The following is a 26,730-nucleotide window of genomic DNA, read 5'->3' on the forward strand; positions in this document are numbered from 1 at the left end:
TCATGGTAAAGTTTCATGACAAGTTTTGGCACGAGTAAAAAATAAATGCATCTGCCATACTAGCCAAGATCCAACTCGCCAAGCTGCCATTGACAGGGGGGTTGTAGATGAATGTGGGGGTATGTCTAATATATTTTGGTTATAATGTAACCATTTAACTGGTAGATGTCCCATCGGTGTCGTCGGGGATAATTTAAAAGTTAGTTGGTCGTAATTTAACCAATTTCCCTCTTTTCGCCAACCCAGGCGATCGCCAAGTCTTTTTTCTGTTTCATAATCTATTTGACCGCCTATTTCGTTCCAAATACTTTGCTGAACACTAAAACCAAAATAACCATGACTGTATTGTTGCCAAAGTCGATCGATTTTATGAAAAGCTTCACATGAAAAGTTAAGAATATCTTCTTTGTAAACTTCATTCCAATCATTCTTACCCATGACTTCTAGCATTAACTTAGCTGTTTCAATATCAGCTTCTTGCCACTTATACTGTGTAAGGAGGTTTTGCAATTTACTGTAATCAATATTCCAATTACTTTTAAATTCTGTAGCCAACTCAATATCAATATTAGGTTGTTCCGTCAATTCTGTTTTCTCTATAAAAAGTTGAGAATAATCAGAAACAATATCTGTTTCTTCTATCCCTAGCACTTTCTTTTGAGCAACCAGTTGAGTAGACATATAATTAGATATTAAGTAAATCGCTTGATTTAAAGTTATCTCATCTTTACTAAAATTAAAGTCATGAACCTGTAAATCTAATAATTTTGACTGAAAAAAAGCATCTTGCAGTCTACCTTTTTTATCATAACTTGCCACTAATAAATTCAGGATGTCATGAGACATAGTAATAGTATCTTGTATCGTTAATAAATTAGCTTGAGAACTTAGAGTACTACTTGCTAAATTTTGAATTTCTCCTACAATTGCATAAAAATCTGCATCTACTTTTACTACATCATCTATTAAAGATTGAAACGGACTAAAGTAATCTTGTAGAGACTTTTCTAGATTAATTGCTGTTTCAGCTATTTTTGCGATTTCTTGACGAATTTTTGTAGCTCTGACTTGGTATTCATAAATTTCTTGATACACCTCTATATCTTTAAGTATTTTCTGAATAGCTTGCTTTTGATTTTTGGTATCTTCCGCTAAATTTTTAATTCCTTCACTGAGTAGTTTTACTTTTTCTAATATTAAAAAGTTAGTATTACTTAATAGCAAAATAGATTTTAAATTTTCTTCTTCTTCCCATTTCAGATTATCAATTATTTGAGGATTTGTATAATTTTTTATCTCTAGCTTATTTCTTTCTTCATTTACTTTTCTAATTTCATCATATTTTTGATTAAACAAATTTTTCCAGTCATCTATAAATTTTAATAAAAAATTTTGATAACTATTTTTATAATTTTCTAAAAAATCAAGAAGTTGAGTATAATCTCTAATTAATAATTTAACCTCTGCTAAAGTTTCTCCTTGATTAATTTGTTTTTTCCATTTGATTATTCCCCAAAAATAAGAATAATATTTAGTACCTTCTTTTATTAAGCTTTGACATTTTCTAATTTTTCTTTGAACTTTTTTTAATTTTGGATTTTTTAAAGTAGGAAATTTGTAATGTGTTTCATAAATCGTAATAGATTCATAAGTAACTAATTGTTTTTGCTTTCTAGTTAGCATCACTTATTTTGAAATATACAAATAGTTACTAAACTCTTACCCATTTCAATACATTCGGGTTTTTATTATAGCGGTAGGTTACACCATCCTTAGTAGTCACAGACTTTTCTTGACTAGCCTTGCTTCTAATCGTAGTAATAGAATAGTCTGTTAATGTCTGAAGCTCTTTATGAGAAAGTCCTATAATTGTGGCGTAGACGCTTTGCGGTGAGGGAGTCGCAGTCTTGGCGGTTCCCGTCGATTGCGAACTCTCGAACCCGAAGGGCTTGTCGTTAGACATCGCTGCTGATTCTGGTTTCATTTTGAGTTCATTTTTAGGGTAAATATCTATCGTAATTTGCTCCTTTTCAACTGGTTTAATAACAATCCCTTTTTGCAATTGATAATCTGGCATAGAAACAAGTTGCCAATTAGATCCTTGTGAAAGTTCTAACACCCATTGATGATAATTAAATAAGCTTTCTCTATGTCCAACACTGATAAAAGTTGTTTTCGTTGATTGTAACTGTTGATATAAATTACCTTCGTTATTTAAATCTAAAGCACTCGTTGCTTCATCTAAGATAGTGAAACTAGGATGTGTAATTAATAGCCGTGCAAAAGCGAGGCGTTGTTGTTCTCCTAAAGACAATATATTTTCCCAAGGAACTTCTGTATCAAAGCCATCGACACGGGTAAGTAAGTGTTGCAAGTTAACTTGTTGCAAAATATGTTCAAGTTCGCGATCGCTCATTTTCCTGTCTGTGTGAGGATAGAGCAACTGTTCGCGCAAAGTCCCTAAAATGATATAAGGCCGTTGGGGTAAGAATAATACTTCTTTTAGGGGAGGACGCACTAGACGCCCAGTCCCCGCATTCCACAAACCAGCGATCGCTCTCAACAAAGAACTTTTGCCCCTACCACTAGAGCCAACAATCAATAACCCTTCACCTGGCTCAACAGCAAATGACAAATTTTCAACAATTACCTGTTCATAATTTGGTGTTTGTAAAGTGACATTTTCAAAAGCTAAACGTTCTTCTTCTAGAATTTGAATAGTACTGGCGTTCTCTGGTTGTTCACTAGCAGCCTGTAGCGCATCTGAAAACTCTGCTAAACGCTTTACATAGCTAGAAAATCTTCCTGAAATTCCAAACTCAGATATTAGTTCTCCTAGAGCATTAGAAAACATAAAGCAAGCAAAACTAGCTTGGTTTATTTGTCCATAATCAATTTGATCTTGAAGAAATAAAGGTGTAAGAATAAACATTGAGAATACGCTAATGGCAGACTGATATGCTCTACCAAAAGCGTCTTGTCCCCTCTCTAAATTCAGCCTGCGTTCAGCAGTTTTTAAAACATTATTAAATCGGCGCTGAATTATATTTAATTCTTCATCTTCCCCCTGAAAAAAAGCAATTGATTCAGCGTGATTACGAACATGAGTTAAGCAATATGCAAAATCTGCTTTAAATGCAAGTTCTTCTTGGTTAATTTTATTTATTGATTGATTCAAATAAACAGCTATTAAATTACCTATAATTGTATAAATAACTAAATAAATTGCAATTTGTGAAGAAACTATCCAAAGAATTATCAAAGAACTTCCCATTTCTAAAGATTTTTCTAGTAAAGAAGATGAGAATCTCAAGCCAATACTAGTAATAGGTTCTATTTCTTGGGATAAGCGTTGATCTGGATTATCTATATCAGATTTAAAATTGATTTTATAATAAGCTTGATTGCTTAAATATTTTTCTAAAACATGAATATTTAGCCATTTATACCAGTCAAGAATTATTTTTTTTCTAACATATCTTAAAAGAGTTACTAACAAGACCATTCCGACAATAATGAGACTGGACAGCCATAAAGTACTATTATATTTATCAAGGTCTTTCTGTTCAATAACGATATCAATTACATAGCGATTCCAGTAACTATTTGCAGCATTTGCACCGACAATTACGACTATTAATAATATTAAGGAAATGAGCATTACCCATGAGCGAATCACATCTGAAAATGCTCTTCCTTCTGCTTTTGTTGGATACCAATAAGGCCCGGCAACTACTTTCACATCCTGCCAAAATTGAATCAAGGCTGAAAAAGGATTTGTTGTATTTTGCTCACGCACAGATGGAGTTTGCATATTCTAAAAATGTAGCCGTTACTAATTACACTAGGAATTTTGAAATGACCTTTGAGAATTAAGTTAGACTCAAAGGCCATTTTTCCTTTTAGATAGCGAACAAGTCGGCACCGCAAGGGCGCACTGACTCCTTTTAACTTCCGCCTTGCGGTACTAGATTAATGGTTCCTCATCAACAATTTCGACTGTTCTCGGAAAAGGACCTTGGTCAGGCTCAGTAACGACTACTGGGCTAATATGATGTTTCAGTTTGAGTTTTAACTCATCTGAAATGGGCAATTCTTGAATTTCTTTGAGAAGAAATCTGACAGATTCAGTTTTGCTACGTTCTGTATAGACGAGCTTGAGAATGTTTTCAATTCCAAATGCCGCTATATATTCCCCTAGAACGGCTACTAGCCCAAGCAAGCCTAAACCTCCTAAGAGGCCTAAAGGCCCGCCCAGCGTTGAAAGCATAGCGACAACGGCGGCGACATTACCCCCTGCTGCACCCGTTGCTATGACGAAAATTATGCCAGGAAGGCCTAAACCAGATATTTTTTTGACGAGTTCATCCATTGTACTTACCTACAATCCTTATAAAGTGAAAACATGACTACGAGAGTCATTATTAATTTCTTTTGTGAAGAAATTAATAATCTTACATCTTGCACTAGTTAGTTGGTGCAAGATGTAAGAAATCTGATTTAGCCCAACAAAAGACTACACAGTTCATCGATTTCTTGACTTTTGTTAGATATTAATCGATGGGCTATAGCTTGTAGCTGACGAGTATTTTGGAGTTTGGTATTATCTATTTCTTCTAGTTCACTATCTAACAAGGTTTGAAAGCGATAATAAAAACTTTTAGCTTCTTTATCACTAGGTTCAAACACCTGTTCTAATTCTCCAGCTACCACTTCACTACTACCGTCAAACATAATATTTAAAAGCGGTCTTCCCCATTGCAAGAGTCCCCAATTTTTGACTTCTTTATAAGGGTAGACACTCGTCAGCGAACCTGTACCTAAAGAAACTACTAAAATATCTTCTGTATTCAGGACTTTTTGGCCTTTTCGTTTACTACTAATTTGTGCTTCTAAAATAGCTAAATGGGCTGGATTATTAGCAAATACTCCCCCATCGATTAAAGTATAGGCGATGCCGCTATTGTGGGGGTTTACAACCCGATGAGGAGCAAAATAAGTCGGAGTGGCACTAGTTGCCAATGCCGCATCTAGGAGCGAAAAACCGCCACATAACTTCTGAAAATTCTTAGATTCTATTTGCTGTTTTTCTAGTTTGTTTGTAAAAAATATCGGAATTCGCTGCTCGATATCGTAACTCGTTACAAAAACTTCTTTGAGATTATTTTCTATAAGGGCGTTACCAAAATATTGCCTGAAAATTTCTTCTTTGCTTTCGGAAGGATATTTTGGCTGGAGAAATATATCCTCTAACGGGCCAAGTAGTCTTTCAAACAACGGCTCATAAAATATTTCTACCCCATACTCAATAAATAACTGTAGGAGATCCTCAGCAGTGTATTCAGCTACTGGCAAGTTATCAGATACATCAGAACTTAATCGGGGTTTAGTTAGTCCAAGTGCTAAAATTCCGCCGCTGGAAGTGCCAGTAATTAAATCAAACAAACTGAATATAGGCTTTTGTGTCCGCCTTTCAATTTCTGATAGGAGTAATGCCGGAATAATGCCCCGAATACCGCCTCCATCAATGGAAAGTATTTTATATTTGGGACGGGCTTTTGTATTCATGGTTTCTGGCGATTCCTCCTGAGTTAATACTTGTGCTTGTTGGATATTGACGGGATCTTCAGTTTGGTTTGTTTTGGTTTCCTCGTAATGTGGACTGAGAGCGATCGCAGTTGGAATAATCTCGGATTCTTCGCTGTTTATTTCTGTCTGTTGAATTTCCTTTGGTTGTTTTTCGTCGACGCTTACTAACGGCGATTCCTCCTGAGTTAATACTTGTGCTTGTTGGATATTGACGGGATCTTCAGTTTGGTCTGTTTTGGTTTCCTCGTCATGTGGTTCGAGAGCGATCGCAGTTGGAATAATCTCGGATTCTTCGCTGTTTATTTCTGTCTGTTGAATTTCCTTTGGTTGGTTTTCGTCGTCGCTTACTAACGATACCGTTGCTGCTAATAAACTTGTGGTTAGTGGTGAGATATTTTCTTCAGGAATAACTGCTGTCTCAGTTTGGATCTCTTCTTGAATATCTTCTTGATTGGATAATTCTGCTGCAAATGGAACTGGATTTGATGATTGTGTTGCAAATGGAATTTCTGCTAAAGTCCAAATAGGATTACCACGAAAATTTCCTTGATAGGACTTTCCCTTTTGGTTTTTGACAGTTGTACCTTGCCCTTCGTCTAATTTCCAGTAAGCCACTAATCCTGATTCATCTCCGACTATTAGCCCACAACGATGAGTCTGGATTTGTGCTTGAGTACAAGGATAATTCCAAACACTAATGTTTGCTAATTGTCCTTTGAAATAGACCTGTTTGTGTAAAGTTGCTCCCAGAGTTATAGAACTTGTTGCTTTGTTTAAAGATGAACCTCTAAGAGAATCGTTGTATTCACGATCGTCAAGGTATACGGCTAGTTGACCACTATTAAAAACAATAGCAAAAAAGTGCCATTGTTCTATAGTTAATTCTCCTTGCCCAAAGGTTTTGATACCCTTGCTAACAGTTTCATCAATGTAGATATCTAGGCTTCCTGCTTCACTGATGCCGAATTCAAAATTATCGCTATATCTCTCGGAAGAACGGGCAAAAAATACATTGCGCGTCCCGTAACTAGTGGCTTTATTTGTTAGTTCGTATGGATTTACCCATCCTGAAACCGTAAAAGCTGAACTCCCTTGAGCAAAAACGCCGCCAATATCGTTTCTGCCAAAATCTATATAATCATTTACCCCATCAAATGTTAAAACTGTTTGTGTATTTACTAGATTGATCACAAGAATTTAATCTCCAAATTTCAATAATTTCGTAATTTTAAATAAGGAATTTAATATTAATAAACTTAATAGTGAAATCTCACTAACACCTTTCAAAATAGAAGACAATAAAAATATACAAGGCTCAATTCCCTAATTTTTATTAGTCAGTAATACTTCTGCGATCGCCTGCGAAATGGGGTAGTGTGGTGAATATATCTCCATCCAAAAAAATTCCCCAACTGGGTTAACTTCGAGGAATACATGGCGACCATCGGGGGTGACAATAATATCAATTGCTCCATAGTTTAAGCCAAAGTAAGCCATCAGTTTGAGCAGTTTTTTCTCAATATCTTCTGGCAAGTCGTAGGGTTGCCAATTTTTAACTAAGGCTCTCCCCTCTTTGCGCCAGTCGTAAGTAGATCCTGACAAGCTTTGGGAATCTACTGCGGCAGTAAATACGCGATGCCCGACAATAGTTGTCCGCAATTCCAGCGCCTTGGGCACATTTTCTTGAAAGGTCATCGGACAAAAACGCAGTCCTTCCATATTCTCCAGATCATCATTTGTAACTGGAGTGGTAAACACAACGTTTTCTCGCCCCTGCCGATCGTAAATAGCAAAGGAAGAAAGCATCTTGGTAACTATACCTTGCTGACACTCTTGAGCAAATTGTTTGACTGTTTCTGGATTGTTTGAAGTCAGAGTGCGTGGAGTTATAAGACCAACTTCTCGTGCAACTTGCAATTGTAGTTGCTTATTATTAGCCCGATCCACATTGGACATTTTATCAAAGTGGAATCCCTGAAGGCTGGCAATCATACCCCTGACTGTGGCGCGACATTCGTTAATTGACGCATCTCTGTATTGCTTGTCCATTGAGTCGGGGATTTTTTCTCCGTAGCGCATCCGCCGATACCAAACTGAGGATACCTCGCTCAAATCTAGTTTCTGTTCGCTATCAGTAATAATTACCCGTTCAGTATCGCCAGAGTAAATATCTAGCTTGACTTCGGTGGGATATCTGTCTGTGTCAAACCTAAATGCTTTTTCTCCTCTAGCCTCAATTTCTTTGATGACTAGAGGAATGCTTTCGTTATCTTTGCTAAACGTGACTATTAATACAGTCATAATTGAGTTGCGCCTAAGATACCCTACAGTAATTGACTTTCTTAATTACGAATTACGTTAGCGCAGCGTTAGCGACGCAGGAGCGTCATTACGAATTACGAATTACGAATTACGTTAGCGTAGCGGGGCGTAGCCCATTACGAGTTGGTACAAGAGCATCTGCGATCGCACTTGCAATCGGTAAGTGTAGATCCTTTTCTAGCATTCCCCACTCCCCCACAGGGTTGATTTCCAAAAAGACGTATTCCCCTGATGGTGTGACGATGAAATCTAACGCTCCAAACAACAGCCCAAATTTTCCCATAAAGGCTTTGAGACGGCTAACTACTTCATCAGGAAGCTGGTGATGTTGCCATGTGCCAACCTCAACACCAGGTTTACGCCAATCAACTTTGGCTGCTGCATACACATCTGCATTTAGCGCCCCTACAAATACATTACCATTCACATACACCACCCGTAATTCCTGTTGTTTTGGAATTTGCTCTTGAAAAACCATTGGGCAATAGCGCAGTGACTCGGCATCTTGTAAGTCTTCTTCTTTCACGATGCTGGTGTACAGAAAAAACGAAGAGTTAGCTTCCATACTCTGGGAAAGAGCAGTTAAGAGCTTGCTCACCATTTTGCCCTTAACTTGCCCGAAAAACTCTCGTGCTGCTTGGGCTTTGTTGGTAACAAGAGTCTGGGGAATAACAAAACCTACTTCAGACGCAATCCGTAGTTGACGCAGCTTGTTACTTGCATAATCTATCCGCTCTAAATTATCTACCCACGTAGCTCCCTTGAGACTGTCCCAAAAACCATCTAAAGTTGCTTGTGATTCTCTAACGCAAGCTTCTCGGAACTTTGGCGCTAATTCTTGACTCAGTTTTGGTTCCCAAATACGGCGCATCCATACAGCTTGCACCTGCTCTGTGCTGATAGAGTGATTGTTACATTCTATAGTGTGGTAACTTTTAGACTTATCAAAATGTGCTGTTAATTGCACTTCTAGAGGAAATTTATCAGTATCTAGACGAAATGGTTGCACCCCTTTTTTTGCTAAGGCTTCTGCCACTCTATCTATAGTGAAGAAATCACCACTGTGTGTAATTAATAAAACAACATCACGAGACAGGTGCATAAATATTTTTTATCATAATTTTAGGAGGAAGCTATTAAATATTAGCAAAGAAATTGCTTTCGATACCCAAAAATCTTTGAAGAATTTAGGGGACTAGAAAAAGCAATCACCTCCATCTTTGGAAAAGGGAATATGAAAGCGATCGCGTCTCTAAGAATAGTTTCCAGTTATTTGATAACTGCTACTCTATTAAATTATGATGAAGCCAATTACAACGTATCTTCCCGATTAGAAAGGTACTTTCATACGTAGAAGACTAAATAAATTATTTATCTTCCAAATCTGAAGGAAACTTGTAAGTCCAAGGAACATCTGTTCCTTCACCTTCAGTAGCTTGCTCTTCCAAGAAACGCGCAAAAAATGGTAAGGCTCCAACATCCACTGTTTTGACTGTGTTTTTAGACATAGAGTTTTCCTTTAAGGAAATTATTTTTTCAACTACAGATATATCAGTAATTAAATATATTTTCAAGATCAGTTAAGACAGTTAAGAAGTAATTATTATAAGAATTTAGGAAAGTTAAGAAATTTAGGAAAGTTAAGCAAACACATAAGATAAATTGATTAGCTCTTTATCAATATTAAGTAATCAATATCAATCAGCACCCACGAGTCAGGAGCCAGAATTTATCAGGAATTTAGAATGATTAGTATATTTAGTCATCAAATATTCTCCTGATTCTTTAACTATTCTGAATTCTGTTAGCGTCGCGGGGCGTTCGCTTTTAGCGTCTCCAAGAGTTGCCCATTCTGATTCCTGAATTCTTACGTTAAATGTTTGCTTAACTGTCTTAACTGTCCACCTTATTATCTACTTAACTTTCTTAAATTTCTTAACTTTCTTAAATTCCATCTTATTATCTACTTAACTGTCTTAACTGCTATTGCATTTTATTGACAAAACTGAGATTATTTAAAAGATTTAGGTTAAACAGACTAATTTCATAAAATTTGTACTTTAATAGAACAATAATTTCTAAATATTATCTATAGTAAATTGATGTGACAAAAAAAATGCTGTTTATAAATTAATTGATATAAAATAAAAGCAAAATTTCTATTTTGCAATAGTTTTTCGTTTACCTAGATTATAGTTTAGTAAGTATAGACTTGTAATTTTTAAGTACATTTAAATTATGGTAAAGAGTGTAAAAAATGAATTTTTTAGAAGAAGAAAGTTTATATTTGAAGAAAATACAACAACTTAAAACTAAGTTTGAATTAGTTTTATTGGAGGAAGCTCCATTAAACGAATGCACAGTGATTGTGAATAAAACATATCCACTGGAAGTCATACCATATATTGTTTCAAGCTCAAATAACTCGCTAAAGCAAATTCGCTCTTATCTTAAAAATGTGTCCGGGGGAACATTATTACCCAAAGCCGTAGTACCAGTGTCAAATATACCTTTAACTGCCACAGGAGAGGTAGACGAATTGGCTCTGATGAACATTCCTATTGTTGATGAAAGTTTAATTGAGCAAGTCGAAAAGCAACTTAACTCTCATCACAAAATTGAACAGGCAGTGGTAGTTGTGCAGGAGTTGAGAAAGAATATTCCCTCACTCCATTTATCAGATTTAATCCCAGATTGGCAAGACAAGAACGCGATCGCCGGAGGCGGGGCTTTCACCATCGCTAACGTTGTCCCCATTCCCAGAGATTCCCAACCAGATACACAACAACATTTCTTAGAGCCGAAGCCACTTGCCATTAGCCACGGCAGTATTCTCCCGGATGATCCTCATGCACCTATTACCTTGCCCGAAGTTTTGCAAACAGCCGCGCAACAGGTTAAAAGTGCGGGAATTATTTACCTGTTGCCCGATGGCACAGAACTACGCCAATCTTATGCTGAGTTACTGGAAGTTGCAGAGCGGATTCTTGCTGGTTTGAGAAAGTTGGGACTCAAGCCAAAAAACAAAGTCATATTGCAGATGGAACTTAGCTGTGACATTATTCCCGCTTTTTGGGGCTGCATATTAGGAGGCTTTGTCCCCGTAATCATGGAAGTGCCACCGACTTATAGAGAATCAAACAAGGTGGTAGATAAACTTTCTCATATTTGGCAGTTCTTAGATAGTCCAGTCATCTTAACTACAGAAGCTCTCAAACCAGAGATAGAATTTATATCGCAATGGCTACCAGTAGAACGCATCAAGATAGGCACAATTGAAGTATTAAAAAACAATATTGCCAGCAAACAATATCACCATAGTCAACCAGATGAGGTGGCTCTTTTCAATCTGACTTCTGGCAGTACAGGAATACCAAAATGCGTTCAATTGACTCATAAGAATCTAATTTCTCGCGCCAGAGGAGCTAACCAACTCAATCAGCATAAGCGAGAAGATGTGATTTTAAATTGGCTGCCCTTCGATCACATTGGCAGCATTTCCGACTGGCATATCCGTGGTGTTGAATTGGGTTGCACCTTGGTTTATGCCCAAAAAGAATATATTTTGGGTCGCATCCTTAACTGGTTAGATTTGATTAACAAATACCGGATTACTCATAGCTGGGCCCCCAACTTTGCTTATGCGATAGTTAATGACTCCCTCAAACAAGAACCAGAACAAAACTGGAACTTATCGTGTGTGAAATTCTTACTGACAGCTGGTGAAGCAGTATCTAGTAAAGCTGTGGAGGATTTTCGAGAAAATTTGGTTGCATACAAACTCAAAGCAACAGCAATTCGTCCCGCTTTTGGAATGGCTGAGATGGGTTCGGGAATTACATATTATCAGACTATGAAAAAAGCACCTTTGTTATTCCATAGGGTAGACAAATCTATATTGCAAGGTACTATTCAACGAGTAGACATAGACCATCCAAATTACAATACTTTTACCGATTTAGGCTCAGTCATTCCTGGAATTACCATTCGCATAGTAGACGAGCAAAACTCTGTATTAAGAGAAGAGACTATAGGGCGTTTGCAAGTCAAAGGTGATGCAGTTTCTTCAGGATATTACAACAACCACAATGCCAACGGTCAATCCTTTTTAAAAGATGGCTGGTTTGATACTGGAGATTTAGGATTTATTACCAACGGACAATTGGTGGTTACTGGTCGTGCCAAAGAAACTATTATCATCAATGGAGCCAACTACTACAGCCATGAAATTGAAGCAGTAGTTGAAGAAATTGCAGAAATTGAAGTGTCCTACACTGCCGCTTGTGCAGTGTGCAATGCTGATGATGCAACAGAGAAACTGGCTATTTTCTTCAGTTCGCCGATTACAGAAGAAGCAAAACTGCTAGAGCTACTAAAGAAAATTCGCCAGACAGTGGTGAACAAAATCGGCTTAAATCCTGATTATTTAATTTTATTAGCTAAAGAAGATATCCCCAAAACCGTTATTGGTAAAATCCAGCGATCGCAACTTAGCGATCGCTTTCATGCAGGTGAGTTCAACTCAATTCTCAAACAATTCGATATTTTACTAGGCAATAGCAACACTATTCCTGATTGGTTCTACCAAAAAGTTTGGCGACGTAAGCAAGCCAAGGTTTTGAAGACTTTATCCCAAAATAGTCTGACTATAGTATTCCTTGACGAGCTTGGATTAGGTACATTTGTTTGTCAGCAATTGCAACAGCAAAACCTGCCATATCTGTGTGTCTCACCCGGATATGATTTTGCCAAAAAAAGTCCTAATCATTTCTGTTTAACTCCTGGAAATGCAGGTCATTATCAGCTATTGCTTGAGACTATAAAGGCAGAAAACCTGACCATTGGTCAAATTTTGCATTTGTGGAATTATCAAGAATATGCTGGAGAAATCAAAAGTATAGAAGCTCTTGAAAAAGCCCAAAAGCAGGGAATTTACAGTTTATTGTTTTTTGTCCAAGCCCTAGCAAAAACTCAGGTATCCCAAGATTTAGTTCAATTATTATTTGTTTCTAGCTATACCCAGTCTACACAACCAACAGACAAGATAGCTTATGAAAAATCTCCAGTTCTAGGTGTAGTTAAAACTATTCCCCAAGAAATACCCTGGTTAAATTGCCGCCACATCGATTTACCACCAGATTCAGTACAGGTGGACGGAAACCATATTCTACAAGAATTCCAGGTTTTATTAAAAGACCAAGAGGTTGCTTACCGAAACGGACAGCGTTTTGTTGCAGGTTTGGAAAAAGTCAAACTGCAAGACAAACCAAAGCAAGAACTTCCCTTTAAACCAGGAGGAATGTATCTAATTAGCGGTGGGCTTGGAGGTGTTGCGATTGAAATTGCTAAATATCTGATTAAGTTTTTTAATGCCAAATTGCTATTACTAGGTCGCACTCCTCTACCAAGTACAGACGTTGTATCCAAAACAATATCAGACAAAATTAAAGCTTATCAAGAATTAAAGCAGCTGGGAGCGATCGTTTATGAGACAGTAGATATCTGCGACTTTGAAGCCGTTGAACAAGTGGTGGCAAAAGTCAAGGCTAATTGGGGAAGTCAGCTGGATGGGGTGATTCATCTGGCGGGAACTTACCACGAACAGATGTTAGTGGATGAAACACCAGAGAGTTTAGCTGCAATTTTACGTCCCAAAGTCTTAGGTGCTTGGGTGCTGCATCAAGTGCTGAAAAAGCAAGGGCAGGGAGTTTTCATTAGCTTTTCGTCTTTGGCGAGTTTCTTTGGTGGAGCCACAATTTCTGCTTATGCTGCTGCTAACAATTTTTTGGAAAGCTTTAATCAATACCAACGTTCTATTGGTGAGTTGCATAGCTATTGCTTTGCTTGGACAATTTGGCGTGATACAGGGATTAACAAGGGTTATCAGAGGCAAGAAATTACCCGCGCTCAAGGCTTTTATGAGATGAGCCTGCAACAAGGATTATATTCCTTTTTGGCTGGTTTATATCATGACCAAGCACAGATGATAGTCGGTTTAGATGGTAGCAATCCCAAAATTCGGCGTTTTACCTCGGAGTTTCCAGGGTTACAGAAATTAACTGCCTATTTGACTACGAGTAACGGTTCTGGCGTACCAGAATTATCAGATTTTACAGTGCGCGATCGCTTCACAACAACTGTTAACTGTGACTTTGTGCAACTATCACAAATGCCCCTCACTGCCAAGGGCGAAATTAATCGAGAATTATTGGCTAGGGGTATGACTAGTATAGGAGCGATCGCTCCCCGAAATGAAACGGAACGGCAAATAGCTCAAACCTGGCAAGAAGTTTTAGGCATACCCCAAATCGGCATTCACGACAACTTCTTTGAACTAGGAGGAAATTCTTTGCTAGCCTTCCAAGTCATTTCTCGGTTGCGCGAGACTTTTTCTGTTGAATTGTCGCCAAATCGTTTTTTTGCATCCCCGACTGTAGCTGGTTTGGGAGAAAGCTTTGAGGCGCTACAAACTGTTGTCAGAAAGTGGAATGTAACTATGGATGACGCAGAAAAAGAATATGAGGGAGGGGTATTATAAATGACAATAATAGAATTTGTATCTTATTTAAATAGTTTAGGTATAAAAATTTGGCTAGAAGGCGGCCAGTTAAACCAGTTAAACTATCGCGCTCCCAAGGGAGTGATGAACCCAGACCTCAAAAACCAATTGCTAGGGCGCAAATCAGAAATCCTGGCTTTTCTAGAAGAAGCGCAGACTGCAATAGACTTCTCTTTTGAGCCAATACTACCTATAGATCGCTCTGGAGACTTGCCTTTATCATTTGCCCAGCAGAGAATGTGGTTTCTCTATCAATTAGAAAGCCAAAGCCCATTTTATAACGAGGGTTTACAGCTGCGCGTTGAAGGTGTACTCAACGTAGAAGCTCTTGAACAGAGTATCAACGAAATCATCCGTCGTCACGAAATTTTGCGGACAACATTTCCCGCAGTTGACGGGAAACCCTTGCAAATCATTTCTCCTAGCTTGACAATCAACATACCAGTGCTGGACTTGCAAGGTTTAGAAGAATCAGAAGTACAACAGATTGTCACAAAAGAAGCTCGACAACCTTTTGATTTGAGTAATGGCCCTTTATTGCGGGTTACTTTACTAAGGCTGGAGCCAGAGTCCCATACCCTGGTGTTGATCATGCACCATATCATCACAGATGGCTGGTCAATGGGGATATTCATCCAAGAGTTGTCCAGCCTCTACCGAGCTTTTACTATTGATTCCCCTTTGCTCCTCCCTGAGTTAACCATTCAGTATGCTGATTTTGCAGTTTGGCAGCGACAGTGGTTGACTGAGGAAATTCAAAAACAGCAACTAAATTACTGGAAGCAACAGTTAGCCAATGCGCCACCCTTATTAGAACTACCCACAGACAAACCACGCCCCCCTGTTCAGACTTTCTGTGGTGCTACCCAGGAATTTAAAATTGACCAGAATTTGAGCAAGCAAATCAAAACCTTCAGCCAACAGTCAGGAGCTACTCTATTTCACACACTACTGGCGGCTTTCGTCGTTTTAATGTTTCGTTACAGTGGTCAAGATGATATCTGCATTGGTAGCCCCATTGCCAACCGCAACCGCAGAGAAATAGAATCATTGATTGGGTTTTTTGTCAATACATTGGTACTGCGTAACCAGATCAAAGGAAATCCCAGTTTCAGTCAGTTTCTCTCTCAAGTGCGACAAGTTGCAACGTCCGCTTACACTCACCAAGATGTCCCCTTTGAGCAAGTGGTAGAAGCATTGCAACCAGAACGTTCTCTCAGTTACAATCCCCTGTTCCAAGTGGTGTTTGTCTTAGAGAATTTCTTGTTGGATACATTAGAATTGCCTGATGTTACCCTGACTCCTCAATTTGTAGAACGTGGAACATCTCAGTTTGATTTGACCTTGGCCGTTTGGGAGACAAAAGCGGGACTGATAGGTTCGTGGGAATATAACAGCGACCTATTTGAGCCAGATACCATTGCGAGGATGACAAGTCATTTCCAGACTTTGTTAGCAGCGATTATTGCTAATCCGAATCAACCCATTGGGGAATTACCACTGCTGAGTCAGCCGGAGCGACATCAGTTGCTAGTGGAATGGAATGATACTTATACGCCTTATCCTAAGAGCAAATGCATCCATGAGTTGTTTGAGGAACAGGTTGAAAAAACACCAAATGCAGTAGCTGTGGTCTATGAGGACGAGTCCCTCACATACCAACAGTTGAACCTCCGTGCGAATCAGTTGGCGCAATATCTGCGTTCAGCGAAGCTGTCGCGTAGCGATTCGCTTGGTGTGAAACCAGAAGTTTTAGTGGGAATTTGCATTGAGCGATCGCCCTTAATGTTGGTAGGATTGCTGGGCATTCTCAAGGCTGGTGGGGCTTATGTACCTATTGATCCGGCATATCCCCAAGAGCGGTTGGCGTTCATGCTAGCAGATGCCCAGGTATCGGTGCTGTTGACCCAGGAAAGTCTGGTTACAACCCTTCCGCCACATCAAGCGCAGGTAGTTTGTCTTGATAGCGCAACCTTCAGCACGATCGCAGAGAATTTACCTCACACGGTGACAACTGACAATCTAGCTTATGTGATTTACACCTCCGGTTCTACCGGCAGACCCAAAGGAGTCCAAATTGAACATCGAGGATTGTTAAATCTCGTCTTTTGGCATCAACAAGCTTTTGCCGTGTCGTCCCTTGACCGAGTAACACAAGTTGCTGGAGTAGCATTTGACGCTTGTGGTTGGGAAATCTGGCCTTATTTGACGGCGGGAGCTAGCATCCACTTTCCCAATGATGAAATCCGCCTTGACCCTGAGCAACTGCGAGACTGGTTGTTGTCAAAGGCAATAACCATTAGCTTTCTACCGACACCTATGGCCGAGAAAATTCTGTCATTAAATTGGCCGGCGAATGCTGCTTTGCGAACTTTGCTCACAGGTGGAGATCAACTTCATCAGTATCCTTCAACTTCTCATCCTTTTCAGGTGGTGAATAATTACGGGCCAACAGAAAATACTGTAGTCACAACCTCCGGTGCTGTAACTCTCAAACAACAAACCTATTTACCACCTGCGATCGGGCGAGCGATCGCTAATACCCAAGTTTATATACTAGATTCTTTATTACAGCCTGTACCCATTGGTGTCACTGGAGAATTGTACATTGGTGGTGAGAGCTTGGCACGGGGTTATCTCCACCGTCCCGACCTTACAGCAGAACGCTTCATTCGTAACCCTTTTAAAAGAAGCAGGGGGCAGGGAGCAGGGGGCAAGGGGGAAACAGAAGATCAATCCACTAATTGCGTTCGCGTTGGCGGAGCCTCTCGTAGAGAAGCGTGTACGAAGTACTCTCGCTTGTATAAGACGGGCGATTTGGTTCGCTACCAAGCCGATGGCAATATAGAATTCTTGGGTCGCATTGATAATCAAGTTAAAATTCGCGGCTTCCGCATTGAACTATCGGAAATTGAGGCTATTTTGACTCAACACCCCCAGGTACGTGATGCTGTGGCGATCGCAAGAGTTGATATACCCGGTGTGAAAAGTTTGGCAGCATACATCATCCCAGAACTGGCACAGCCAACCAGTAATGAACTACGCCAGTTTCTCAAGTCAAAGCTCCCTAGTTACATGGTTCCTGCATCCTTCACATTTCTGGAAGTTCTGCCCATTACCCCTAACGGCAAAGTAGACCGTCGTGCATTACCAGTACCGGAGTTCGAGTCCGATGAATCTACTGGCTTTGTCTCCCCCCACACTCACACTCAAGAAGTCTTGGCCAAGATTTGGCGGGATGTTTTACTACTTAAACAAGTTGGTATCCACGACAATTTTTTTGAATTAGGTGGGGATTCCATCATTAGTATGCAAATTATTGCCAAAGCTAATCAAGCTGGACTCAAACTTACTCCCAAACAATTATTTCAACACCAAACAATAGCTGAACTAGCTACTGTTGCTGGTATAATTAATTCGGTTCAATCAGAACAAGGTTTAGTTACAGGGGTTGTCCCTCTAACACCAATTCTGCACTGGTTCTTTGAGCAAAATCTGCCGGAACCTCATCACTTTAACCAATCCTTCCTGCTAGAAGTTCCCGCAAATTTGCAACCGGAATTACTAGAGCAGGCATTACAAAAGTTACTCTCCCATCACGATGCTTTACGCCTGCGGTTTGTGCAGCAGGATGGGCTATGGCAGCAGTACAACAGTGATGCAAGCGATGAAGTATTGTTGGGCATTGCAGATTTGTCATATCTGCCCCCAGCAGAACAGTTAAAGGCGATCGCAACCAGGGCGGACGAAACACAAAGGACGCTGAACTTAACAGATGGGCCGCTGATGCGGGTCGTTTTGTTTAACTTAGGCAATTCCCCCGGACGGTTACTCATCGTCATCCATCACTTGGCTGTTGATGGGATCTCGTGGCGGATTTTGCTAGAAGACTTATCTGAGGCATACAAACAATTAGAAGTTGGCAAAACCATCCAACTACCTGCAAAAACAACTTCCTTTAAGGATTGGGCAATTCGATTGCAGGATTATGCCCGCAGTCAAGAACTCCACTCACAGCTAGATTATTGGCTAGACTCAATACGGTTCCCAATTGCCCCTTTACCGTTGGATTATGCTGCTGTTGCCCAAGATAACACTGTAGCTTCCAGTCAGATTGTGTCTGTATACCTGAGTGTAGAACAGACTCGCGCCCTGTTGCACGATGTCCCTGGAGCCTACAACACCCAAATTAACGATGTTCTGCTGACGGCATTGGTGCAAACTTTCACTCGTTGGACAAGTTCTTACTCCCTACTGATTGACTTAGAAGGTCATGGACGAGAGGACTTGTTTGATGATGTGGACTTGTCCCGCACGGTAGGCTGGTTTACTAGTATATTCCCCGTTCTCTTACAACTTGAGGATCGCAACGATCCCGGAGAGGTTCTCAAGTCGGTAAAAGAGCAACTGCGACGTATTCCCAACCGGGGTATTGATTATGGCATCTGGCGTTATCTTAGCTCAGATGAGAGCAATAGCGTTCGCGGAGCGTCTCATAGAGAAGCGCTGCTGCGTTCGCCCTTGGCGTCTCCCCTTGGGAGAAGCGCAGAACGCAATCAATTACAAGTGTTCCCCAAAGCTGAGGTGAGCTTTAACTACTTAGGTCAATTCGATCAAACGCAGTTAGCAACCCTTGGATGGAAATATGCCCAAGAGTCTAGCGGTTCTATTCACAGCCCCAAAGGACAGCGCCGCCATTTATTAACAGTGAATGGATTAGTTGTTGAAGGGAGGCTGAAAGTAGAGTGGCAATATAGCGAGCATTTTCATTCCTGGGGCACTGTAAAAAATCTGGCTAATGAGTATATAGAAGCCTTAGAAACTATTATTGCCCACTGCTTAACTCCAGAGGCAGGTGGCTATACTCCTTCAGATTTCCCAGAAGTTGAGTTTAGCCAAGAAGCTTTGGACGAATTGTTAGCAGAAATTAATTAAATAAAGTCGTTCATACCCAAAAACCAAGTTTCTGTTTTCACAAGATTTTCTGCAAATAAACTAAGTTCCAGGAGGTTATCTATAACCAAATTGCCAATGACTCGCTACCAAAAAATATCATGATGATTACTCAGGAAAAACTATGCTGGAATTTCAGATTGAATTTCAACCTCGTATCCCTCCTTCAAAAAATTTAGTCATAGGTACTTTGGGTCCTAATGCTACTAGTAGTGACTACGCTTCCCAGTACATAACTAAGCAACTGCTATCAGAGCAATTTACCGCATCAACTCAGTTGTTTGATACTTTTACAGAAGTCAAAGAAGCTTTGCTACAAGACAAAGTAGATATGGCTTTAGTTCCTCATGCTTACGACCGAATTAATGAGTTTTATATGGAGCCAAGTTTTGAGCTAGGCTTCATTTTTATATTTCCTACTCCAGTTTATGGATTGGCTAAGAAAAAAAATAAAGAGGTAGTTTTCAACGGTTCTAGAATTGTTACCCATCCGGCTCCTCTACCTCTGTTAACGAAACTATTGCCAGATTCTCAAGATCAAACACAAATACAAGTGGATTTGTCTCCTTCTACCAGCGATTCAGCGATTCAGGTAATGCAGGGTTTAGCCGATTTCGCTATTACTAATGAGAATGCTGTTAAAGCCTACGATTTAGAATTTATTTCCATCTATGGAAACATTCGTATGAGTTGGTCTATTTTTCAGAAAAAATTAAATTAACAGAAAGTTATGTCTAAATATTTTCCCCAGCCAAAAACTATCCAAGTTAATTCTGATGTAGAGTTAATCGCATTTCAATGTCAAGACACAGTTGTGCAATTAGCTTCTATTCCCCCAGGAGCTACTTTTGAATTACATCGACATCCAGAAAGTCAAATTGGAATGCAAATCGCGGGACGTTTAGAAATAAATATTAATGGTACTAAAGAAATTCTTGAACCCCTTCAGCAAGTTTATGTGGCTGGTGACAATGTTCTTCATGGTTCTATAAACCCTTTTTCAGAAACAGCATTAGCATTTGATGTGAAACGCATCACAAATTCTGAGGAAGCTGAGGAGGCTATTCTGAAAGTTTCACCAACTCAAGATGAAATTACAGGTTTTCAGTGTCAGTCCGTTGTTGGTTCTTGGTTTGAGATTGTCATTACCAAAATTCCTCCAAAAGGAATAATCCCAATTCGCCAATCTGCTAATGAAACAATGGGAATAATTCTTAATGCTCGATTGACGATCGCAGTGGCAGAACAACAGCAGAATTTAAAATATGGTAGTGTTTATTATGCTCCTGCTAACGCTCTTTATGGAGGACATAATCCTTCTGATGAAACAGTATCTTTGATTGAAATTTTGATTAAACCTCGCTCTCATATTTCAGTAAAAGATGCTTTTTTAAAGACAGATATGATGGCGCGATCGCTAACTACTTCGTAAGGGATATTCATCATGGATTTAGGATTAACACAGAAAGTAGCTTTAGTGACAGGAGCAAGTGCTGGCATTGGTTATAGCGTTGCCCAAAAGCTGGCAGCAGAAGGTTGTCAGTTAATAATTTGTGGGAGAAGTTCTGAGCGATTAGAACAAGCTTATCAAGGTTTGATTGGTTTTCAAGCCAAAGTTATCCCGATTTGTGCTGATGTGCAAAATGCAAGTAATTCTCAAAACTTAGTCCAAGAAGCTCTCAAGCAATTTGGAAAAATTGATATATTGGTCAATAATTCTGAGGGGGCAACATTTTCTAATGAAGCAGTAGAAAATCTATCTTATGAAGATTGGTTGGCTGTCTTTGAAGGCAAGTTAATGGGCTATATTCGCATGACAAATTTGGTGCTACCGACGATGAAAAATCAGCAATGGGGACGCATTATTAATATTGTTGGAACATCAGGGAAAGAACCTTCTAGTCGTCTTGTTAAATCGGGTGTTGCGAACGCTGGATTAATCAACTTTACAAAAACTGTTGCTACGCAAGTTGCTAAGTGGAATGTTTTAGTTACCTGTGTCAATCCTGGACTGATTGATACTCCAAGGCATAGAGAATATTTAGAAGTATTCGCTCAAGAGGAAGGCCGGACTGTTGATTCAATCATCGAAGGAACGAATAAGATGATTCCTCTTGGTCGTCGCGGTGTTTCTAGTGAGGTTGCTAATTTGGTTGCTTTTCTAGCGTCCGAATGTGCTAGCTATATTACTGGTGTTACTATTGCAGTTGATGGCGGATTGTCAACTTCTGCTTTTTAAGAATTACTTTTTTAAACGAACCGCAGAGGCGCAGAGGACACAGAGATAAGAGAGAAGAGAGATAAATTACGTAATTAATATTATTTAAAAAACAATGGTAGTTGCACAAAAACAAAGTAAAAATAAAGATATTGAATCTATCTATCCGCTTTCACCTACGCAGGAGGGGATACTCTTTCATACTCTCTATGAGTCGGAATCGACAATCTATTTTGAGCAGTTTAAATTAACTATTCATGGCAATTTAAATCCAAGTGTATTTGAGCGGTCTTGGCAACTTTTGGTAGAGCGACATTCGGCTTTGCGGACTCTTTTTGTTTGGAAGAATCGCAAACAATCAGTTCAGGTGGTGCGTAAAGAAGTGAATTTGCCTTGGTCTAATTTAGACTGGCGGATGTTTTCTAAGCAAGAGCAAGAAATACGTCTCAATTCTTTTTTAGATTCAGATAGAAAACAAGGTTTTGAACTTGACAAAGCTCCATTAATGCGCTTTGCTTTAGTTCGGGTAGCCGATGAAACTTATGAGTTTGTCTGGAGTTTTCATCACTTGCTGGTTGATGGCTGGAGTTGGCCGATTATCTTCAAAGAATTGTTTGCTTTATATGAATCAATTCAGAATGGGCAACAGTTATATTTAGCTCCAAGTCGCCCTTTCCGGGATTATATTAATTGGTTGCAGCAGCAAGATTTGGCTGGGGCAAAGGCATTTTGGCAACAAAATCTTGAGGGTTTTACTGCACCTACGCCTTTGATAGTTGAACGAGCCATCGGGCAGAGTTCTCACCAACAGCAAAATATTGAGGTGCGATCGCAACATCTATCAGCCGAGAGGACAACTACCTTAAAATCTTTTGCTCAACAACATCATCTGACCCTTGCCACCTTGGTACAAGCAGCTTGGGGGCTGCTACTAAGTCGCTACAGTGGTGAGTCTGACGTGGTTTTTGGCACTACTGTATCTGGCCGCCCTGCTAGCTTATCTGGTGTGGAGTCGATGGTGGGGTTGTTTATTAATACTTTACCCGCACGGTTGAAAATCCCTGATAAAACCGATTTGTTAACCTGGCTGGGGTTGTTGCAACAAGAGTATATAGAACGGGAGCAGTATTCATACACTCCACTGGTGGATATTCAGGGTGTGAGTGAAGTTCCTCGAAATCAACTTTTGTTTGAAAGCATTGTTGTATTTGAAAACTATCCTGTAAATGTAACGTTGCAGCAACTCCCTGGAAACTTGAGCATCGGGGAGCTACAAGACAGGGGACAAACCAATTATCCTCTCACACTGCTGGCAATTCCTGGCGATGAAATGACGGTGAAAATTTACTACGATCGCGATCGCTTTGATGCAGACATTATCGATCGCATGGCTGGTCATTTCCTCACTCTGTTGGAAGGAATTACCATCAATCCTCATCGCACCCCAGGCGAGTTACCGCTACTAACTCCAGTAGAGCAAGATTTACTTTTAGTCGAGTGGAATGCTACCTCACCAGCGTATCCCATCAATCGCTGCATCCATCAATTATTTGAGGAGCAAGTTGAAAAAACACCCCAAGCTTTGGCGGTGGTATATGAAAACCAACAATTGACATATCAGGAGTTAAATCAGGAAGCCAATAAAATTGCCCACTACTTGCAACGCTTCGGTGTGAAACCAGATGTGCCGATCGGGATTTGTGTGGAGCGTTCGCTAGCTGCTGCGATCGCCATTTTAGGAACTCTCAAGGCTGGAGGAGTTTGCGTTCCCCTCGATCCTACCTATCCGCCAGAGCGTTTAGCATTCATGCTCAACGATTCTCAAACACCAGTCGTCTTAACTCAAACACATTTGCAATCATTATTTAATGGCAACTTGGCTCATCGTCTAATTGTGTTAGATGAAGATGGGGACGAAATCAGCAAAGAATCTGAGAGTAATCTGCAAGTTGAAGTAGCAGCTGATAATTTAGCCTACATCATATATACCTCTGGCTCTACTGGCACTCCTAAAGGGACTCTTGTTACCCAGCGATCGCTCACCAATTTAGTAGAACATCATCAGGCTAAAATGGCTACAGGTGTTGGTGTGCTTCAGTTTGCCTCCTTCAGTTTTGATGTCAGCTATCACGAAATATCCGTGGCCTGGGGCTTGGGAGGTACGCTGTATATAATTTCTGAATGCGATCGCAAAGATTTAGATAAATTAATCCACTTACTAGCTAACAACCCCGTTGGTAAAGTTTTTCTGCCAGTTAGCCTTTGGCAGCAATTAGCAGAAATATACGGAGAGCAAGAACATTTATTTCAGAATATTCGGGAAGCGATCGCTTGTGGCGAACAACTCCAAATTACTCAGCCGATGATTAAGCTGTTTAAGCGTCTGGAAAATTGTACACTCTACAATTTCTATGGCCCTACGGAAGCAGATTTAGTTACAGCTTATACTTTTAGCCAAAAGCCGGATGAATGGCCGATTTATCCACCCATTGGTAAAGCTGCTGTCAATGTGCAAGTTTATCTGTTAGACAGCAATCTCCAACCCGTGCCGATTGGTGTTCCTGGAGAACTCTACGTGAGTGGTGATGGTTTGGCGCGTGGCTACCTCAACCGTGCAGATTTGACCAATCAAAAATTTATTCCCAATCCCTTTGGAAGAGGCAGAGGGGCAGGGGAGCAGGGAGGTGTGGGAGGTGTGGGAAGCTTTTTTATAATCCCCAGTCCCCAGTCCCCAGTCCCCAATCCCCGCCTCTATAAAACTGGTGACTTAGCCCAATATCTACCAGATGGGAATATCGAGTTTTTGGGACGGATAGATGATTTAGTAAAAATTCGGGGCTTTCGCGTTGAACTGGGAGAAGTCGAAGCCGTTCTGAGCAAACATCCTCAAATTAACCAAGCCGTAGCAAAAGTGCATGGGGAAAGTGCCAGGGAAAAATATTTAGTCGCTTACTTTGTCCCGATTGTGAGAGAGACAATCACAGTCGAACAACTGCGGGCTTTTTTGACTGAGCAGCTGCCAGATTATATGATTCCATCAGCTTTTGTCGAAATGGAATCTTTCCCGCTCACACCCAATGGTAAGGTAAACCGTCGCGCTCTCCCAGAACCAACAACCAGCCGACCGGAATTAGGTCAAACTTTTGTTGAGCCGCGTACTCCCACCGAAGAAATCTTGGCTGGGATTTGGAGAGATGTTTTAGGGTTAGAACAAGTTGGCATTTACGATAACTTCTTTGATTTGGGGGGACATTCTTTACTAGCAACTCAGGTTATTGCTTTAACACGCAAAGCATTTGGGATAGAATTACCCCTTTTGAGTTTATTTGAATCTCCAGCGATCGCACCTTTAGCCCAAAAAATCGCCACAGCTAAAGCGCCAGACAGGCAGGAGTTATCTTTAAAACGATTTCCCCCCCAAAACGAACTAATACCAATTTCTTTAACCCAGCTAGAGTTGTGGTTTTTTGACCAATTCTATCCAGGTAGTTCCATCTATAATCTGCCTTTGGTCTATCGCATCACAGGTGCGCTTAACGAGAAAGCATTATCAGATAGTTTAAAAGAAATTGTCCGGCGACATGAAACATTGCGATCGACTTTTCAGGTTAACAATGGACAAGTCGTTTATGCTGTTGTTAACGATCCTGTCTTCGACTTTTCAGTAATTGATCTCCAGCACATCAGCGAAACTGAGCGCGAAGCTCAAGCCGCACAACAGGCTGAACAGGAAATTAAGCATCCTTTCGATTTGGCACAAGGCCCTTTATTACGCAGCAAGCTTTGGCGTTTGGATGAACAAGAGTATCTATTCGTTGCCGTCACCCACCATATTGTTGCTGATGGTTGGTCTTTTAGCGTCCTAACTCAAGAACTGGCAAAAGTTTACGAAGCCTTCTGTGAGGGTAAGCCGTCACCTCTGACTGAGTTACCGATCAAATATACCGACTTTGCTCAATGGCAGAGGCAGTGGTTACAAGGAGAAGTCTTAGAGTCTCAGCTTCAGTTTTGGAAAAAGCATTTAGGTACTAGTCCGCCTATATTGAAGCTACCATGCGATCGCCCACGTCCACCAGCGCGAACCTTTAAAAGTGCAGGCCAACCAATAGTTCTCTCAAAGAAATTAACCGATGCACTCAAGGTACTGAGTCAACAAGAGGGCGTAACCCTGTTTATGACATTGTTGGCAGCATTTCAGACATTACTCTTCTCTTATACAAGACAGGAAGAGATCATTGTCAGCAGCGCCCTTGCCAATCGCGCCAGAGTGGAAACTGAGAAATTGATTGGTTTCTTTGTCAATTTACTGCCATTTTGTACCAACTTAGGAGGAAACCCTAGCTTTCGGGAACTACTTGGCCGAGTGCGTGAGGTAGCCTTGGGTGTGTACGCTCATCAAGAAATGCCCCTGATTAAGCTAATAGAAGAACTCCAGCCAGTCAGAGATCCCAGTTACACATTACTAAATCAAGTAATGTTTGTCTTTCAAAATACTCCAGAGGATAATTTACAATTTGCAAATCTCACTTTGAAGGAGCAGTTTATTGCCAGAGATACAAAAGATACCGCAGAATTTGATTTAGAGTTGACGCTCGAAGAAACATCAACAGGTATTGAAGGTTTACTCGTATACAGAACCGATTTATTTGAACCTGCCACTATTACCCAGATGGTCGAGAATTTTCAGACTTTACTGGAAAAAATAACGACCAATTATAATCAACGTATTGCTGAACTGATCATAATATCTGAACCTCCAAGTTTGCCCACTATAACTGTTATCTCCCCAATATCGAGGGATTTTGTTACACCTCAAAATTCTATCGAAGAAGTTGTGTTAGCTATCTGGAAAGAAATTTTAGGGATAGAGCAGATTAGCACTCAAGACAACTTTTTTGAACTGGGAGGACATTCTTCTCAAACTCTTGAAGTTATATGCAAACTACAGTCAGCTTTCCCAGTAGAACTGCCGTTGATCTACCTGTTTGAGAAACCTACTGTAGTTCAGCTAGCAGAAGCCATCCAATATCAATTAAATAGTCAAAACGCTTTTTAGACTAGTAGTTTAATAAAATTATAGAGGTAAAGT

At 40.1% G+C, this 26,730-nt stretch carries 13 protein-coding genes; 6 read left to right on the forward strand and 7 right to left on the reverse strand.

The window, feature by feature from the left end; translation table 11 throughout:
- From CDG76_RS00705 to CDG76_RS00735, 7 genes are all read right to left on the reverse strand, one after another.
- Nucleotides 1-1,683 (reverse strand): GUN4 domain-containing protein, encoded by a 1,683-nt coding sequence (locus tag CDG76_RS00705; RefSeq protein ID WP_094347204.1) that lies wholly within the window; start codon nt 1,681-1,683, stop codon nt 1-3.
- A 28-nt stretch (nt 1,684-1,711) separates the two neighbouring features.
- On the reverse strand, nt 1,712-3,814 hold the full coding sequence (locus CDG76_RS00710; protein ID WP_094347205.1) for an ABC transporter ATP-binding protein/permease: 2,103 nt from the start codon (nt 3,812-3,814) through the stop codon (nt 1,712-1,714).
- Between the two features lie 153 nt (nt 3,815-3,967).
- Nucleotides 3,968-4,372 carry a hypothetical protein gene (locus CDG76_RS00715; protein WP_094347206.1) on the reverse strand — a complete coding sequence of 135 codons (405 nt, stop codon included), beginning with the start codon at nt 4,370-4,372 and terminating at the stop codon, nt 3,968-3,970.
- A gap of 128 nt (nt 4,373-4,500) precedes the next feature.
- Nucleotides 4,501-6,780: a patatin-like phospholipase family protein gene (locus CDG76_RS00720; RefSeq protein WP_094347207.1), complete on the reverse strand. Its 2,280-nt coding sequence runs from the start codon at nt 6,778-6,780 to the stop codon at nt 4,501-4,503.
- Nucleotides 6,781-6,912: 132 nt separating this feature from the next.
- Nucleotides 6,913-7,890 carry an MvdD family ATP-grasp ribosomal peptide maturase gene (locus CDG76_RS00725; protein WP_094347208.1) on the reverse strand — a complete coding sequence of 326 codons (978 nt, stop codon included), beginning with the start codon at nt 7,888-7,890 and terminating at the stop codon, nt 6,913-6,915.
- A gap of 109 nt (nt 7,891-7,999) precedes the next feature.
- Nucleotides 8,000-9,013, reverse strand: a complete 1,014-nt coding sequence (locus CDG76_RS00730; protein WP_094347209.1) for an MvdC family ATP-grasp ribosomal peptide maturase — start codon at nt 9,011-9,013, stop codon at nt 8,000-8,002.
- Between the two features lie 265 nt (nt 9,014-9,278).
- The gene (locus tag CDG76_RS00735; RefSeq protein WP_094347210.1) at nt 9,279-9,419 is read right to left on the reverse strand and encodes a microviridin/marinostatin family tricyclic proteinase inhibitor; all 141 of its coding nucleotides are present in this window, start codon (nt 9,417-9,419) and stop codon (nt 9,279-9,281) included.
- Nucleotides 9,420-10,168: 749 nt separating this feature from the next.
- Here CDG76_RS00735 and CDG76_RS00740 point away from each other — a divergent pair.
- The 6 genes from CDG76_RS00740 to CDG76_RS00765 all read left to right on the forward strand — a co-directional run bounded on the left by CDG76_RS00740 (nt 10,169) and on the right by CDG76_RS00765 (nt 26,697).
- Nucleotides 10,169-14,449 carry an SDR family NAD(P)-dependent oxidoreductase gene (locus CDG76_RS00740; RefSeq protein ID WP_094347211.1) on the forward strand — a complete coding sequence of 1,427 codons (4,281 nt, stop codon included), beginning with the start codon at nt 10,169-10,171 and terminating at the stop codon, nt 14,447-14,449.
- Nucleotides 14,450-19,405 carry a non-ribosomal peptide synthetase gene (locus tag CDG76_RS00745; RefSeq protein ID WP_094347212.1) on the forward strand — a complete coding sequence of 1,652 codons (4,956 nt, stop codon included), beginning with the start codon at nt 14,450-14,452 and terminating at the stop codon, nt 19,403-19,405.
- 142 nt (nt 19,406-19,547) lie between these two features.
- Nucleotides 19,548-20,144, forward strand: a complete 597-nt coding sequence (locus CDG76_RS00750) for a LysR family transcriptional regulator (RefSeq protein ID WP_143853998.1) — start codon at nt 19,548-19,550, stop codon at nt 20,142-20,144.
- 9 nt (nt 20,145-20,153) lie between these two features.
- Nucleotides 20,154-20,855: a cupin domain-containing protein gene (locus tag CDG76_RS00755; protein WP_094347213.1), complete on the forward strand. Its 702-nt coding sequence runs from the start codon at nt 20,154-20,156 to the stop codon at nt 20,853-20,855.
- Nucleotides 20,856-20,867: 12 nt separating this feature from the next.
- Nucleotides 20,868-21,662, forward strand: coding sequence for an SDR family oxidoreductase (locus CDG76_RS00760; RefSeq protein ID WP_094347214.1), 795 nt, complete (start codon nt 20,868-20,870; stop codon nt 21,660-21,662).
- A 94-nt stretch (nt 21,663-21,756) separates the two neighbouring features.
- A complete protein-coding gene (locus tag CDG76_RS00765) occupies nt 21,757-26,697 on the forward strand; it encodes a non-ribosomal peptide synthetase (protein WP_094347215.1) in 4,941 nt (1,646 codons plus the stop codon).
- The last annotated feature ends 33 nt before the right edge of the window (nt 26,698-26,730 follow it).

It is taken from the genome of Nostoc sp. 'Peltigera membranacea cyanobiont' 210A (genome assembly GCF_002246015.1).
Lineage (GTDB): Bacteria > Cyanobacteriota > Cyanobacteriia > Cyanobacteriales > Nostocaceae > Nostoc.